The sequence below is a fragment of the Porphyromonas sp. HMSC077F02 genome, from assembly GCF_001815465.1.
GTDB classification, from domain to species: Bacteria; Bacteroidota; Bacteroidia; order Bacteroidales; family Porphyromonadaceae; genus Porphyromonas_A; species Porphyromonas_A somerae.
Map to the genome: position 1 here is coordinate 1 of NZ_KV820629.1, position 13,847 is coordinate 13,847.

Consider the following 13,847-nt stretch of genomic DNA (forward strand, 5'->3'; position numbering starts at 1 on the left):
TGGGGGCTAGCTGAGTGGCACCCTGTCGGGTGCTGTGCGGAGGTTCTCGGGTGGGTGTGCCTTATCGGACAGGTCGGACGAGTCGGACAAGTCGGAAGAAGAATACCCCAGAGGGAGCCCTCGGCTGGAGTTCTCTCCTATGGACACCCCTTTGAATGCCATACAGCCCTTTCTAATGCGTAAACCCGGCTATTTTTATGTAGTTAGCGGGAATTATGGTAGATTTGCGGTAGTTATCAGTTGAATTGCTACGGGTGGTATGAGGTGGAAGGTATTAAACCTCAGTGAGTTTGTAGCATCATAACATTGAAGAATAAGCTTTGTGGCTATGGTGTCGCAAAGGGATTTTAAGAGAAAGGAAAGGAATATGAAAAGTATGAATATCAAGGAAAGAATCGGGTCGCTACTTATTATGATGACCCTATTGATAGGACTTCCGATGGTGGCTTCTGCTCAGGAGGATAGCGCTGCTAAGATTGTGGCCAAGGAGACAGAGCACGACTTCGGGGTATTCAAGGAGAGCGATGGCGATGTGAGCCATGTCTTTGTGGTGAAGAACGAGGGCAAGTCGCCTCTAGTGATCACCCGTGTGATCTCTTCTTGTGGTTGTACTACCCCTACGTTTACCAAGGAGCCAATTGCCCCTGGTAAGAGCGGTGAAATCAAGGTGGTTTACAATCCTACTGGACGAGTTTACCCTTTTGTAAAAACTGTTTCTGTCTACAGCAATGGCAAGAAGGGGCCGCTAGTACTCACCATTAAGGGTGAAGTGGTGCAATAAAAAGCCGCTTTGCCCTTGGCGATCGGGCAAGAGATCTCTATGAAATAAGATAACGCTTGAACCCTCTGGTACCACTCTGTGGTGGCTAAGAGGGTTCATTGGCATAATAATATCAACGAAGCATTAGTGAGGAGAAATGAATAGGCAGGAGCCAGAGATAGAAAAGGGGACAGGGACAGTGATGCAAGACCTCCGGGAGCAGTCGTGGCGTGATGGGCTGTGGCTTGGGTGTTGCTATATAGTACAGGCGTTGGCGCTTTTGCTTTATCGCTTTGGGATTATCTCCACGCTCCTTTTTGTGGCTGGCTTTGTAGCGGTGCCAGTCGTTATTTATAAGGTAGGGACACGGTATAGAGACCTTACTAAAGGTGGCTATGCACGGTATCTCGAGGTGACGAGCTATCTCTCTTGGACCTATCTGGCATCGCTAATGGTGGCATTTCTCGCCTATTTTGTCGCCTTCTCGCTTCTCCTAAAGGATGCCACCTTTATTGGGATGATGGAGGAGTCGCTCAATTTGCTACAGGAGATGACTAAGGATATTGATGGGTATCAGGAGGCACTCAGTCAGCTGAGAGGGCTTACCCCGTTGCGAATTGCCTGGACGGTGGTCTTTAATATGATCGTACAAGGGCTTCTATACATATATATAGTGAGTATCTTTATCAAGCGAAATCGACCCAATGGAGGAGAACAAATGTAGTCTGGACCTGACGATACTGATTCCCCTCTTCAATGAGGAGGAGTCGCTCCCAGAGCTACACGAGTGGATCTCTCGTGTGGTGAGTAAAATGGGGGTGTCGTACGAGATCCTATTCATCAATGATGGGAGCACCGATGGCTCGTGGAAGGTAATCAAGGAGCTACGGAGCAAAGACCCTCACGTGGTGGCGGTGAGTTTCAACCGCAATTATGGCAAGTCGCCCGGCCTTCAGGTAGGCTTTACGAAGTCTCGTGGGGAGGTGGTGATCACGATGGATGCCGATCTCCAAGACTCTCCCGATGAGATTCCCGAGCTTTACCGTATGATCAAGGAGGAGGGGTATGACCTCGTGAGTGGCTGGAAGAAGAAGCGTTATGATCCGCTCTCTAAGACCCTTCCGACCAAGTTATTCAATGCTACGGTGCGGCTTTTCTCGGGCATTCCTCTGCACGACTTCAATTGTGGATTGAAGAGTTATCACTGGCGGGTGGTGAAGAATATCGAGGTCTATAATGATATGCACCGCTTTTTGCCTTATATGGCGAAGCAGGCGGGCTTCCATAAGATTGGCGAAAAGGTGGTTCAGCACCGTCCACGGAAGTATGGGCATACTAAGTTTGGGATGAGTCGCTTTGTCAATGGCTACCTCGACCTATTGGTACTTTGGTTTACCGGACGATTTGGTCGGAAGCCGATGCACTTCTTCGGGCTTTGGGGTAGCGTGATGTTTCTCATTGGTTTCATTGCTCTCGTGGTGCTAGCGGTTCATAAGCTGGTGGCCCTCCGGAGTGGTGTCCCTGCACGGTTGATTACCGATCTGCCCTATTTCTATGTCTGCCTAGTCGCCATCATCCTCGGCGTACAGCTATTTCTCGCTGGATTTATTGGCGAACTCCTGGCTCGTCAGTCACCTACACGCAATCATTATATCATCGATGAAGAGATTTGAGCATTTACTCCTCCCACTCGTGGCTTTGATGCTGATGAGTTGCCAGGAGGGCACTGGGCAGATGGAGTATTTCCACGAGAGTGGAAGTCGTTTCCATACCCTTTATAATATCACTTACGAAGCACCCGAGTTGCTCACCGAGCAGATCGATAGCATCATGACCGCCTTCAATGCTTCGCTGAACCCCTTTGACAGCACCACACTCATCTCCCGCATCAATCGCAATGAAGCCGTGGTGATGGACGAGATGCTCCGCACGGTGGTGGCTAAGTCGCTAGAGGTGAGCCGAGCCACCGACGGGCGGTACGATATCACTGGTGCCCCTTACTTCGACGTCTGGGGCTTTGGTACCAAGAAAGGGGTGACACGACAGGCTACCGATGCGGAGCTGGATAGCATTGCCACCTTTGTGGGGTGGCAAAAGCTAACGCTACAGGGCGATAGTCTCATCAAGGCCGATCCAAGGATGACGCTCAACCCCTCCTCCCTTTCCAAAGGGTATGTGGTGGACCTCGTGGCGGCGACACTGGAGCGATATGGGGTGACCAACTATCTGGTGGAGATCGGTGGTGAGATCGTGGCAAAAGGGGTGAATCCCGATGGCCATTGCTGGAGAGTGGGGATTAATAAACCGACCGAGGATAGCACTTCGACCATTAGCGAACTGGCCTATTCGGTGGAGCTCTGTGACGGCGAAGGAATGGCGTCGAGTGGCGACTACCGCAATTTCAAAGTGGTGGAGGGCAAAAAGGTGGCACACACTATTGATGTGCTGAGCGGTCGACCCGCCCACCAAGATATCCTGAGTGCTACGGTGGTGGCCCCTACCTGTATGGAGGCCGATGCCTGGGCAACGGCACTCATGGCGGTGGGGCTGGAAAGAGGAAAACAGTTGCTTGAGCAGCAACCACAGCTTAAGGTCTGCCTTATCTATAGTGACCACGCTACCGGGGCACTGAAGACCTATAACAATGGGCTTGAACTACATGAGATAAAGTGATGAGCAAGAGTATTGAGGAGACGATCGAGGGGAAGTGGCACGAGACGCTACAGCAGATCCGCCTACAGCTACGCCGTGGTATGGATGGCGAAACCTCTACCAACCAGCGTAAGATGGGATTGGATTATGAGGTGAACTTTGGGGTCAATCTCCTAAGGTTACAAGAACTGGCCAAGTCGCTACCAAAGGAGGAGGAGTTGGCCGACCTGATGTGGTATAAGAAGGTACGGGAGATGAAGCTCCTCTCTCTGATGATGCGCTCCGTTGACGCGCTTACCATGGAGCAGGCACTCACCTTAGCAGACGAAGTGGAGACACTCGAAGTGGCGGAGCAATTGGTCTTCCGACTCTTTCGTCGTGCCCCTTTTGCTGCGGAGCTACTCTCCACTCTCTTTGAGCGGAAGTACGATCGCCATACCCCTTCAGCTACCCTTCCCTACCTGCTGCTCAATCATCTGGCAGGCGATGAGGTCGTTACTGCCACCTTGATAGAGCAGGCTACCCCACAGATTGTGGCCGACTTTGTGGCACCCGATTTCTATAGTAGTAGCGTCATCTATCATGCGTTGGTAAAGGTGGCGTCGTTGCGTCCCGATATCGACCTTACCCCACTTTGCAACGAGTTACTTTCAAAGAGCGAAGGAGTGAGCAAGGAGTTGGCACAACAGTTGACCGAACTAGCCCAAGAGCAGCAGTAAAAAGCTATGAACGTCTCCATCCACCCCTCTTGGCAAAAGGTGCTACAGCCCGACTTTGATCAGCCTTACTTTGAGCAGATCACGAATATTGTACGTCAGGCGTATGCCACCAGTGTGGTCTATCCGCCGGCCCCTTTGATCTTCAATGCCTTCAACCTCACCCCCTTTGACCAGGTGAAGGTGGTGATACTCGGGCAGGACCCCTACCACGGTCCAGGGCAAGCGATGGGGCTCAGCTTCTCGGTGCCGAATGGTGTGCTCCTTCCTCCCTCCCTACAGAATATATATAAGGAGCTGGAGAGTGACCTCGGGCAGAAGCCACCGCAGAGTGGCGACCTCACCCATTGGGCAGAGCAAGGAGTGTTGCTCCTCAATTCTACCCTCACCGTTCAGGCACACCAAGCCCGCTCGCACTTCGCCGTGGGGTGGCAAAGGCTCACCGATCGGGTGATTCAGCTACTGAGCGAGCAGCGGTCCAATATCGTATTTATCCTTTGGGGCGCCGACGCACAGCGGAAAGCGTGGATGATTGATGAGGCGAAGCATAAGATCCTTAAGGCACCTCACCCATCGCCCCTCTCTGCCTATCGTGGGTTCTTTGGTTCAAAGCCCTTTTCGCAGACCAATTTCTACTTAATTAGTCATCATATAACGCCCATTCAATGGGTGTAATAACCATTAAAGTAAAAGAACTAGCACATATATGAATATTGCAATTGTAGGCGCCTCAGGTGCCGTTGGACAAGAGTTGATCAAGCTACTGGAGGAGCGTCACTTCCCATATACCTCTCTCCGACTATTCGGTTCGAAGAGAAGTGCCGGGACGAAGTACACCATCAGAGGTCGTGAGATAGTGGTGGAGCAGTTGGAGCATGGCGACGCCTTCAAGGGGATCGATATCGCCTTCGTTTCGGCTGGCGGTGGCACCTCATTGGAATTTGCCGAGACCATCACCAAACACGGCACGCTGATGATTGATAATTCAAGTGCCTTCCGTATGGATAAAGAGGTGCCTCTGGTGGTGCCTGAGGTCAATGCCAAGAGGGCACTTGAGGCACCCAAGCGGATCATTGCCAACCCCAATTGTACCACTATTCAGATGTTGGTGCCCCTAAAGGCAATCAACGACCTCTCGCCCATCACCAAGGTACACGTCGCTACCTATCAGAGTGCGAGTGGAGCCGGGCAGTCGGGGATTGAGGAGCTGCTGGAGCAGACCCATCAATTTGCTGAGGAGAAGGAGCTGACGGTAGAGAAGTTTGCCTATCAATTGCTCTTTAACCTTATTCCACAGGTGGATCAATTCACTGAGAATGGCTATACCAAGGAGGAGTTGAAGATGATCAATGAGACGCAGAAGATTATGGAGCAACCTATCCAAGTGAGTGCTACCTGTGTCCGTGTACCGGTGCTGAGAGCCCACTCCGAAGCCATCTGGGTGGAGACAGAACAACCGCTAACGGTGGAGCAAGTACAAGAGGCTATCCGCCACGCCAAGGGGGCGGTGCTGATGGGCCAACCAAGCGAACAGAGCTATCCGATGCCACTCTATCTTTCTGGTAAAGATGATATCTATGTAGGCCGAATCCGCAAGGATCTCACCAATCCTAATGGTATTGCTTTCTGGTGTGTGGGTGACCAAATCCGCAAGGGTGCCGCACTCAATGCCATTCAGATCGCCGAGTACCTCGTTGCCAATAGATAAGTATAGAGTTTGACTGGTTACAAAGCACCCGCGAGGGTGCCATTCAGCTAGCCCCCAGTCGGAGGGGACGGTAGTCCCCGAACGACTGGGGGAAAGAGAGTCCAAAAATAATATTCGACCCTTGTGGTCGCACAAGCCGATACAGGTGCGACCGCAAGGGTCGTGGGTGGGGTGTGCCGGCCCCCCCCCAGTCTTCGGCTCTGCGAGCCTCGACTGGGGGCTAGCTGAGTGGCACCCTGTCGGGTGCTTTTGTTTGTTTGGAGAGAGACAGGGTAGGGTGTCGCTGAAAATAGCTATATTTGTAGCAGGGAGGGGGTATTTGTTTTTTTCTTGCCTATATATAATATGAGTGAGCAAGTGATTGGGTTGGAAGGTTGGAGGAGGAATGGACTGATTCCTGAGTGGTCTCGTGTGGATGCAGTGATCCTCGCGTGGCCCGATGTCTTGATGGATTGGGGCTATAATCTCGATGAGGTACAAGAATGCTACATCGATATCATTGATCATCTATTGGAATACAGCGATGTAGTGCTTTTGATAGATGATTTCCAGGATGTTCCGATGGTTTGTATGAATCGTTGGATGTCGGGAGATTCGGGTCATAGTCTGATACCCTTTTTTGACTTTTCCCTTAACGATACATGGATGCGCGATGTGATGCCCCTCTTTGGTATGCAAAATGGGGAACGCGTGGCGTATGACTTTGGTTTCAATGGTTGGGGCTTGAAGTTTGCCAGCAATCGGGATAATCAGGCGGTGCGTGAGCTCTTCTTTGAGCGTAAGCTCTTCGACTCGAGTGTACGGTATATCAATCGCCTTGAGACCATCTTGGAGGGTGGGGCGATTGATGTGAATAGTCGTGGCGAGCTTTTGACCACCGACTCGGTGCTTCGGGAGGCGAATCGCAACCCTTCCTATCCAAAGGAGTGCCAGGACCTCTACTTCCCTGAGGAGATGGGGGTACAAAGGGTCTTTGAGCTAGAGGGGATAACGCCGATGAGTGGCGATGATACCGATGGGCATATCGATACTTTGGCGCGTTGGGTAGATGATGAGACAATTGTCTATTGTGCGACGAAGAATCCTATGGATGAACAATTTAAGAAGCTGAAGCAATTGGAGATGGAGCTCCAAAAACTGAGGACTAGCGAGGGAAAGAAGTATCGACTAATCCCTCTGCCTATCCCTTCGCCAATAGAGGATGAGATGGGGGAGCCTCTGCCGGCTACTTATGCCAATTTCTTGATTGTAAATGGGGCGGTACTAGTGCCTATTTACAGCGATCCGAAGGATGAAGAGGCGCTGAGGATTATCCAAGAGGCAATGCCAGAGTATGAAGTGGTGGGGATAGAGTGTAGTGCCTTGGTGCAGCAGCATGGGTCGCTCCACTGTATCACGATGCAGGTACCGAAAGGTTTTATCAACATATATGAAGATGAAGGTAGGAATCATACAGCAACAAAATGGGGCATATAGGGAGGAGAATAGAAGGAGACTTAAAGAGAAAATCCTGAAGCTTGGACGTGAGGGAGCTGAACTGGTGGTGCTTCAGGAGCTACACGAGGGGCTTTACTTTTGCCAAGTAGAGAGTGTCGATCGCTTCGATGAGGCGGAGACGATCCCCGGACCAAGTACCCAATTCTATGGCAAAGTGGCTAAGGAGGCGGGAGTGGTGCTTGTGCTTTCACTCTTTGAGAAGCGTGCGACGGGTCTTTACCACAATACATCGGTGGTGCTGGAGCGGGATGGCTCTATTGCTGGGCAGTACCGTAAGATGCACATTCCTGATGACCCCGCCTACTACGAGAAGTTTTACTTCACCCCTGGCGACCTCGGCTTTGAGTCGATAGAGACCTCGGTGGGTCGGCTTGGCGTGCTGGTTTGCTGGGATCAGTGGTATCCCGAGGCTGCTCGTCTGATGGCTTTGGCTGGAGCCGACTTATTGATCTATCCTACCGCCATTGGTACGGAGAGTACCGATACTCCTGAGGAGCAACTAAGGCAGCGTGAGGCGTGGACCCTTGTGCAGCGTGGTCACGCCGTGGCAAATGGGTTGCCAGTAGTGGCGGTGAACCGAGTGGGATATGAGCCAGACCCTTCGGGGGTCACTGGCGGCATCACCTTTTGGGGGCAATCCTTCGTGGCCGGTCCCCAGGGCGAGCTGCTAGAGCTTTTGCCAACCGATGCAGAGGCTGAGAGTGTGGTGGAGGTAGATATGGAGCGTAGCGAGCAGGTGCGGAGATGGTGGCCCTTCCTTCGTGACCGCCGAATTGATGCCTATGGCGACATCACCAAGCGGTATCGCGATTAAGCTTAGGAGGAGGTAATAAAGTTAGGTAATTAGGATCATGAAAAAACTACAGATACTACAGCAGGACCACTGGTTGCTCCCTTACGAGGAGTGCCTTAATAGACGACACGAAGAGGCCATGGCAAAGGAGCAACAGCTATTGGGCAAGGAGCACGCTTCTCTTGATAGCTTTGCTTCAGGATATCTTTACTTCGGTCTCCACAAGGAGCCAACGGAGTGGGTACTTCGGGAGTGGGCTCCCAATGCAACGGCACTTTATCTTTTGGGCGATTGCAATGGGTGGCAGCGTGACGAGGCATTTGCCTTTTCTCCCTTGGAGAATGGGGTGTGGGAGCTGAGACTGCCCAAGGAGACCTTGAAGCACGGCGACCACTACAAACTGCTGATGGTATGGGACGGTGGCGAAGGAGAGCGCATTCCGGCCTGGGCAAGGTATGTGGTGCAGGATCCTGAGACGCATCTCTTTAGTGCCTCGGTGTGGGATCCCGATAAGCCCTATGTGATGAAGTCGCCGAGGGCGGTACTAGGTCATGAGCCACTGATGATCTATGAGGCGCATATCGGTATGGCAACGGAGGAGGAACGGGTAGGCACCTATCGTGAGTTTCAGGAGCGGGTATTGCCAAAGATTGTGGAGAAAGGGTACAACGCTGTACAGCTGATGGCGATTATGGAGCACCCTTACTATGGTTCTTTTGGGTATCATGTCTCTAGTTTCTTTGCCCCTTCATCACGCTTCGGTACGCCCGATGAGTTGCGGGAGCTGATTGATACGGCTCACAGTATGGGTCTGGTGGTGATTATGGACTTGGTTCATTCACACGCAGTGAAGAATGAGGTGGAGGGATTGGCTCGTTTTGATGGTACGTCGACACAGTTTTTTCACGAAGGGGCGAGAGGAGAGCATAGTCAGTGGGACTCGAAGTGCTTTGACTATGGTAAGAATGAGGTGCTGCACTTCTTGCTCTCCAACTGCAAGTATTGGCTCGATGAGTATGGCTTCGATGGCTATCGCTTTGATGGAGTTACCTCGATGATCTATGAGGATCATGCGCTAGGGCGGAGCTTTTGTAGCTACCAAAACTACTATGATGGGGGACAGAATGAGGAGGCGATTACCTATCTCACACTCGCCAATAAGTTGATCCACGAGCACTATCCACATGCGATTACGATTGCTGAGGAGGTGAGTGGTATGCCAGGTATTGCTTTGCCTGTAGAGGCAGGTGGCTATGGCTTCGACTACCGACTGGCTATGAATATTCCCGACTTTTGGATTAAGCTGATCAAGGAGTGCCCCGATGAGGAGTGGCGGCCTGGCTCTATCTGGTGGGAGTGTACCAATCGTCGTAAGGACGAGCTGAGCATCAGCTATGCCGAGAGCCACGACCAAGCTTTAGTGGGCGATAAGACGCTGATATTTAGGCTGATCGATAAGGAGATGTACTGGCACATGGACAAGGCGGACGACAATAGTGCCGTGGCTCGTGGTGTAGCTCTCCATAAGATGATCCGAATGGTGACGATGACCACGATGAATGGGGGGTATCTCAACTTTATGGGCAATGAGTTTGGCCACCCTGAGTGGATTGATTTCCCACGTGAAGGGAATGGGTGGAGCCACAAGTATGCACGCCGCCAGTGGAGCTTGGAGGAGAATGGCTTCTTGAAGTATCAGCAGTTGGGTGACTTTGATAGAGAACTAGTGGACTTTGTGCGTGGGGTAGAGGACTTCCACAAGTTGCCACTAGTGCAGCTTTGGGATAAGTGGGAGGATCAGGTGTTGGTCTATGAGCGTGGTAAGTATCTATTTGTCTACAACTTCCATCCGACCGACTCCTTTGCGGACTACCGATTCCCAGCACCAGCCGGGAAGTATCGGACGCTTTTCTGTAGTGATGAGCGTCGCTTTGGGGGTTATGACCTAGTGGATCTCTCGGTGCCACACTTTACGCTCTGTGACCATGAGTTGACCTTTGAAGGGCGTGGCTGGCTAAGCCTTTATATCCCAGCCCGTACAGCTTTTGTGCTGGTGCGAGAAGAATAAGGGAGCGAGGGAAGTGCTTTTTGGATAATAATTAAGACGGTAATGAAAGAAAGAGTAGAGCTTTATCCCTTGCGATTTAGGGAAGTGTACAAACAGACGATTTGGGGCGGGAATAAGATTTATCAATACAAGGGGAGACCAGCCCCAGCCGAAAATATCGGCGAAACATGGGAGATATCGCCAATGGAGGGCGATGCCTCGGTGGTAGCGGAAGGACCTTTGGCAGGAAAGGACTTGATAGAAGTGACGCAGGAGTATGGAGCTGACTTGCTGGGACAGCAGGTCTTTGACCGCTTCGGAGGTAAGTTCCCACTGCTGATTAAGTTGATTGACTCACAGCAGGATCTGAGTGTGCAGGTGCACCCAAATGATGCCTATGCCGAGAAGCGCCACCACAGCTGGGGCAAGACGGAGATGTGGTATCTTCTAGAGTCGGAGCCTGGAGCTAAGATCTATGCTGGTTGGCAGAAGCAGACCTCTAAGGAGGCGTTGCCAGAGCTAGTGCAGACTGATGCAGTGATGGGCTACTTGGAGGCGCATACTCCTCACCCAGGCGACCTCTTTTTCCTCCCAGCTGGAAAGGTGCATACGATTGGGGCGGGGAATCTTTTGCTAGAGATACAGCAAGCGAGTAAGATTACCTACCGTCTTTTTGACTTCAATCGAACCGACAAGGAGGGGAATAAGCGGGAGCTACATGTGGCGGACGGTGCAGAGGTGATCGACTTTTCACTCAATACGCACGGGGCTGAGCCGTACGACCGTGAGACGAAAGACCAGCCGGTATCGATGGTAGAGTGCAACTACTTCGCTACCCGTATGCTTCAACTGACGAAGGATTATGCAATGGATCTGGACGGTCGTGACTCTTTCACTATCCTATTTGTGGACGAAGGGGAGATCACTATTAATGGTGCTTATCGTCTTGGGAAGGGGAAACTATTGTTGCTCCCTGCCGTGATGAAGCAGGTAACGATTGAGACGAATGGGGCGAAGGTGCTGGAGACCTATATTCCCCACGAAAAGTGATGAATGACGAACTACTCGCCTATGTGTGGAAACATAGGGAGGAGGATGTACGAAAGCTGGCTCTTAGTGGTAGGAACGATGCTGGAGACTTGGACTTTCCGTCGGCACTTAAGGCGATACAAGCACGGCAAAAGCTAAAGCTAAAGCACCCTGAATGGTATGCGGTGCCAGAGGTCTTTATCCCTGAAGCAGTGGTGGTGGAGCAATCCTCTAGTCCTGAGACGGCTGCCTACAAGAGCCAGTTTGTTCCGACCGATGGGACGGTGCTGGATCTTAGCGGTGGCATGGGAGCAGATAGCTTTGCCTTTGCCAAGGTGGCAAAAGCGGTCACTTATCTAGAGCTCTCACAGGAGCGTGCCGAGCTGGCTGCCCACAACTTTAAGGCTTTGGGGTGTGGTAATATCTGTTGCCATACTGGAGCTGCGGAGGTGGAAGGGCTTGCTTTGGCAAAGGAGCTACAGCCAGACTTGATCTATCTAGACCCCGATCGGCGCCCTTCTGCGGCCCGGTCGAGGGTTTTTCGTTTGGAGGATAGTCGTCCAGACCTCACTACGTTGCTTCCTCAGCTCTTGGCTGTATCGCCGAGTAGTGAAGTGCTGGTGAAGCTCTCCCCGATGGCCGATCTCGCCTATTTAGAGGGGGCACTTCATTTCCCCTTTGATACGCACATCGTATCGCTCAGGCGTGAGGCAAAAGAGCTCTTATTGCACTTTTCTCCTACCGCTACCCAGAGTGTCACGGTGGTGGAGATAGGTAGGACGCGTACAATTACTTGCACCACCGATGGGCAGACTACTCAAGCTGTGGAGATTAATAGCCGGGTGGGGCGGTATCTCTACGACCTCTACCCCGCCTTTGCCAAGGTGGGGTATGAGCGTTTGGGCTTAGACGATCCCGTTTGGCATCCTGCTCGTCACACCCATCTTTACTTTTCGGAGGAGCTGCTTCCCGACTTCCCCGGTCGTGCCTTTGAGATACTAGAGCACAACCTAGGCGAGAAGCGGTGGCTGAAGGAGGTGTCTCGCCAACCACTCCATCTGCAAGCTAAAAATCTCCCCACCTCTACAGATCAATTGAGACGACAGCTGAAGGTGAAGGAGGGGGGTGACTTATTTCTCTTTGCTTATGCCGATGAAGCGGGAAAGCGAAATTTTGTACTCGCAAGGCGAGTGGAGCCGACTTTGTAGAGACATTGCACGAAGGCGATCTGCTGCGTTGCTTTCGGGATTCGGGCTCGGTCACGTACGTGAGTACGCTCCCAGCACCCTCACCCTCAGCGCCTTGCATCTCATCCTTCGTCAAAGTCTCAGCATATTTTAGAAAATATGTGAGAATGGCACTTCGTGCAACATTCTCTTTGTAACTTGATTTAACTAATTAAAGAGGGGCAACTCTCTCTAATTCCTTATATTTGTGGTTGATAAGTAAGGAATGATATGTGTAGAAACAGTGTGATTAATAGAGTCTATTTCTGGGGAATGCTCTTGGTAGTGGCCGTGACAACGACCTCTTGTGCCAAGCAGGCTTATTATATCGATGCCTATTCGCGGCAAAATGCCAAGGGTAATCACACCATTCAGTGGCAAATCAATCCTGGAATGAATGGTGAGGTGGCCATCTATGCCTCGGAAAGCCCCAATAAATATCCCGACCAGCCGCTCGCTGTGGAGCAGATACGAAAGGAGGTTTACCACTATAATAGTCCGGAGGGTAGCTACAGCCACACTTACTTCTTGCTGGTCTTTAATAATAGCGACATGAGGGTGGTGACGAGTCGGGTGATTCCTACCGTGGGTATCCTCAATCTCCGTGACGCTGGGGGGTATATGACGGCTAGTGGAGAGCAGATGAAGTGGGGGATGCTCTATCGGTCTGGTGACTTATGGCGAAGCTTTGAACAGGACATTCCAATCATTGGGACTTTGGGAATACGGTCACAATATATCATGTCGCCTTCGAGGATAGCCAACTATCCTCCGCAGATGGGAATGTCGGCGATTGAGCAGATTCAGGTGGAACCTGATAAGGAGATAGACTTCCAGTATCTCATCGATAAGATTTATGAGGGGGAGCGGAGCAGTGAGGAGATCAAGGGGATGCACCGAGAGGTACTCTATAATATAGCGTTTGATAATCCCAATCAACTCCGAATTATCCTCAATGAGATGACGAATCCCGCCAAGTATCCTATCCTCTTGAGTGATGACCTGGGAAAGGATCGGGTCGCGTTTGTGATCTTCTTGATTCACCATATTCTAGGGGTGAGCAAGAGTGATGCCATCGTGGATTATATGATGAGCAATGACAATCTGCCCCCAAATAGATTGGAGCCGAAGGGCTTTACTATGCCTCAGGGTGTGCAGGAGGCTCTGACCGAGTACTTCAGGTGTGAACCAAACCAGATCAATGAACTCATCGACGAGATAGAGCGGAGGTATGGCTCCATAAATAACTATCTGACCGACTACCTCCACTTTGATGAAAGTAAGCAGGCCACAATAAGGAATATCCTCCTCTATTAATGCTGTAGGGAGGAAGGACCCCAGGGGTTGCGCATTAGAAAGTTCTTATCGTATGGTTTTTAGCGGGGGTCTATGAGTAAGGACCTCGGCAGAGGTCCGTGC

13 protein-coding genes are annotated in these 13,847 nt (G+C 51.4%); all 13 read left to right on the forward strand.

Annotated features, from left to right (window positions below; translation table 11 throughout):
• The first annotated feature begins 367 nt into the window (after nt 1-367).
• The 13 genes from HMPREF3027_RS00490 (at nt 368) to HMPREF3027_RS00550 (ending at nt 13,745) form a co-directional block, all read left to right on the forward strand.
• On the forward strand, nt 368-781 hold the full coding sequence (locus HMPREF3027_RS00490) for a DUF1573 domain-containing protein (RefSeq protein ID WP_018028235.1): 414 nt from the start codon (nt 368-370) through the stop codon (nt 779-781).
• A 136-nt stretch (nt 782-917) separates the two neighbouring features.
• A complete protein-coding gene (locus HMPREF3027_RS00495) occupies nt 918-1,484 on the forward strand; it encodes a DUF4199 domain-containing protein (RefSeq protein ID WP_018028236.1) in 567 nt (188 codons plus the stop codon).
• Nucleotides 1,465-2,433: a glycosyltransferase family 2 protein gene (locus HMPREF3027_RS00500; protein ID WP_371440863.1), complete on the forward strand. Its 969-nt coding sequence runs from the start codon at nt 1,465-1,467 to the stop codon at nt 2,431-2,433. The genes HMPREF3027_RS00495 and HMPREF3027_RS00500 overlap by 20 nt, the downstream gene beginning before the upstream one ends.
• Nucleotides 2,420-3,433 carry an FAD:protein FMN transferase gene (locus HMPREF3027_RS00505; RefSeq protein WP_070706337.1) on the forward strand — a complete coding sequence of 338 codons (1,014 nt, stop codon included), beginning with the start codon at nt 2,420-2,422 and terminating at the stop codon, nt 3,431-3,433. The genes HMPREF3027_RS00500 and HMPREF3027_RS00505 overlap by 14 nt, the downstream gene beginning before the upstream one ends.
• Nucleotides 3,433-4,131: a DNA alkylation repair protein gene (locus HMPREF3027_RS00510; protein WP_070706338.1), complete on the forward strand. Its 699-nt coding sequence runs from the start codon at nt 3,433-3,435 to the stop codon at nt 4,129-4,131. Before HMPREF3027_RS00505 ends, HMPREF3027_RS00510 begins: the two co-directional genes overlap by 1 nt.
• A 6-nt stretch (nt 4,132-4,137) precedes the next feature.
• A complete protein-coding gene (gene ung / locus HMPREF3027_RS00515) occupies nt 4,138-4,803 on the forward strand; it encodes a uracil-DNA glycosylase (protein WP_070706339.1) in 666 nt (221 codons plus the stop codon).
• Between the two features lie 31 nt (nt 4,804-4,834).
• Complete coding sequence (locus HMPREF3027_RS00520) at nt 4,835-5,836, forward strand: aspartate-semialdehyde dehydrogenase (RefSeq protein WP_070706340.1); 1,002 nt, start codon at nt 4,835-4,837, stop codon at nt 5,834-5,836.
• A 345-nt stretch (nt 5,837-6,181) separates the two neighbouring features.
• Nucleotides 6,182-7,312 carry an agmatine deiminase family protein gene (locus tag HMPREF3027_RS00525; protein WP_070706341.1) on the forward strand — a complete coding sequence of 377 codons (1,131 nt, stop codon included), beginning with the start codon at nt 6,182-6,184 and terminating at the stop codon, nt 7,310-7,312.
• A complete protein-coding gene (locus tag HMPREF3027_RS00530; protein WP_070706368.1) occupies nt 7,272-8,147 on the forward strand; it encodes a carbon-nitrogen hydrolase in 876 nt (291 codons plus the stop codon). The genes HMPREF3027_RS00525 and HMPREF3027_RS00530 overlap by 41 nt, the downstream gene beginning before the upstream one ends.
• A gap of 37 nt (nt 8,148-8,184) precedes the next feature.
• On the forward strand, nt 8,185-10,194 hold the full coding sequence (locus HMPREF3027_RS00535; RefSeq protein ID WP_070706342.1) for an alpha amylase C-terminal domain-containing protein: 2,010 nt from the start codon (nt 8,185-8,187) through the stop codon (nt 10,192-10,194).
• 42 nt (nt 10,195-10,236) lie between these two features.
• On the forward strand, nt 10,237-11,223 hold the full coding sequence (locus HMPREF3027_RS00540; RefSeq protein ID WP_070706343.1) for a type I phosphomannose isomerase catalytic subunit: 987 nt from the start codon (nt 10,237-10,239) through the stop codon (nt 11,221-11,223).
• Nucleotides 11,223-12,410: a THUMP-like domain-containing protein gene (locus HMPREF3027_RS00545; RefSeq protein WP_070706344.1), complete on the forward strand. Its 1,188-nt coding sequence runs from the start codon at nt 11,223-11,225 to the stop codon at nt 12,408-12,410. Before HMPREF3027_RS00540 ends, HMPREF3027_RS00545 begins: the two co-directional genes overlap by 1 nt.
• Before the next feature lie 249 nt (nt 12,411-12,659).
• Nucleotides 12,660-13,745: a tyrosine-protein phosphatase gene (locus HMPREF3027_RS00550; RefSeq protein ID WP_246830493.1), complete on the forward strand. Its 1,086-nt coding sequence runs from the start codon at nt 12,660-12,662 to the stop codon at nt 13,743-13,745.
• The last annotated feature ends 102 nt before the right edge of the window (nt 13,746-13,847 follow it).

Coding starts and splice junctions, on each gene's coding strand:
- HMPREF3027_RS00490 (WP_018028235.1), top strand. CDS start 368: ATGAAAAGTATGAATATCAAGGAAAGAATCGGGTCGCTACTTATTATG.
- HMPREF3027_RS00495 (WP_018028236.1), top strand. CDS start 918: ATGAATAGGCAGGAGCCAGAGATAGAAAAGGGGACAGGGACAGTGATG.
- HMPREF3027_RS00500 (WP_371440863.1), top strand. CDS start 1,465: ATGGAGGAGAACAAATGTAGTCTGGACCTGACGATACTGATTCCCCTC.
- HMPREF3027_RS00505 (WP_070706337.1), top strand. CDS start 2,420: ATGAAGAGATTTGAGCATTTACTCCTCCCACTCGTGGCTTTGATGCTG.
- HMPREF3027_RS00510 (WP_070706338.1), top strand. CDS start 3,433: ATGAGCAAGAGTATTGAGGAGACGATCGAGGGGAAGTGGCACGAGACG.
- ung (WP_070706339.1), top strand. CDS start 4,138: ATGAACGTCTCCATCCACCCCTCTTGGCAAAAGGTGCTACAGCCCGAC.
- HMPREF3027_RS00520 (WP_070706340.1), top strand. CDS start 4,835: ATGAATATTGCAATTGTAGGCGCCTCAGGTGCCGTTGGACAAGAGTTG.
- HMPREF3027_RS00525 (WP_070706341.1), top strand. CDS start 6,182: ATGAGTGAGCAAGTGATTGGGTTGGAAGGTTGGAGGAGGAATGGACTG.
- HMPREF3027_RS00530 (WP_070706368.1), top strand. CDS start 7,272: ATGAAGGTAGGAATCATACAGCAACAAAATGGGGCATATAGGGAGGAG.
- HMPREF3027_RS00535 (WP_070706342.1), top strand. CDS start 8,185: ATGAAAAAACTACAGATACTACAGCAGGACCACTGGTTGCTCCCTTAC.
- HMPREF3027_RS00540 (WP_070706343.1), top strand. CDS start 10,237: ATGAAAGAAAGAGTAGAGCTTTATCCCTTGCGATTTAGGGAAGTGTAC.
- HMPREF3027_RS00545 (WP_070706344.1), top strand. CDS start 11,223: ATGAATGACGAACTACTCGCCTATGTGTGGAAACATAGGGAGGAGGAT.
- HMPREF3027_RS00550 (WP_246830493.1), top strand. CDS start 12,660: ATGTGTAGAAACAGTGTGATTAATAGAGTCTATTTCTGGGGAATGCTC.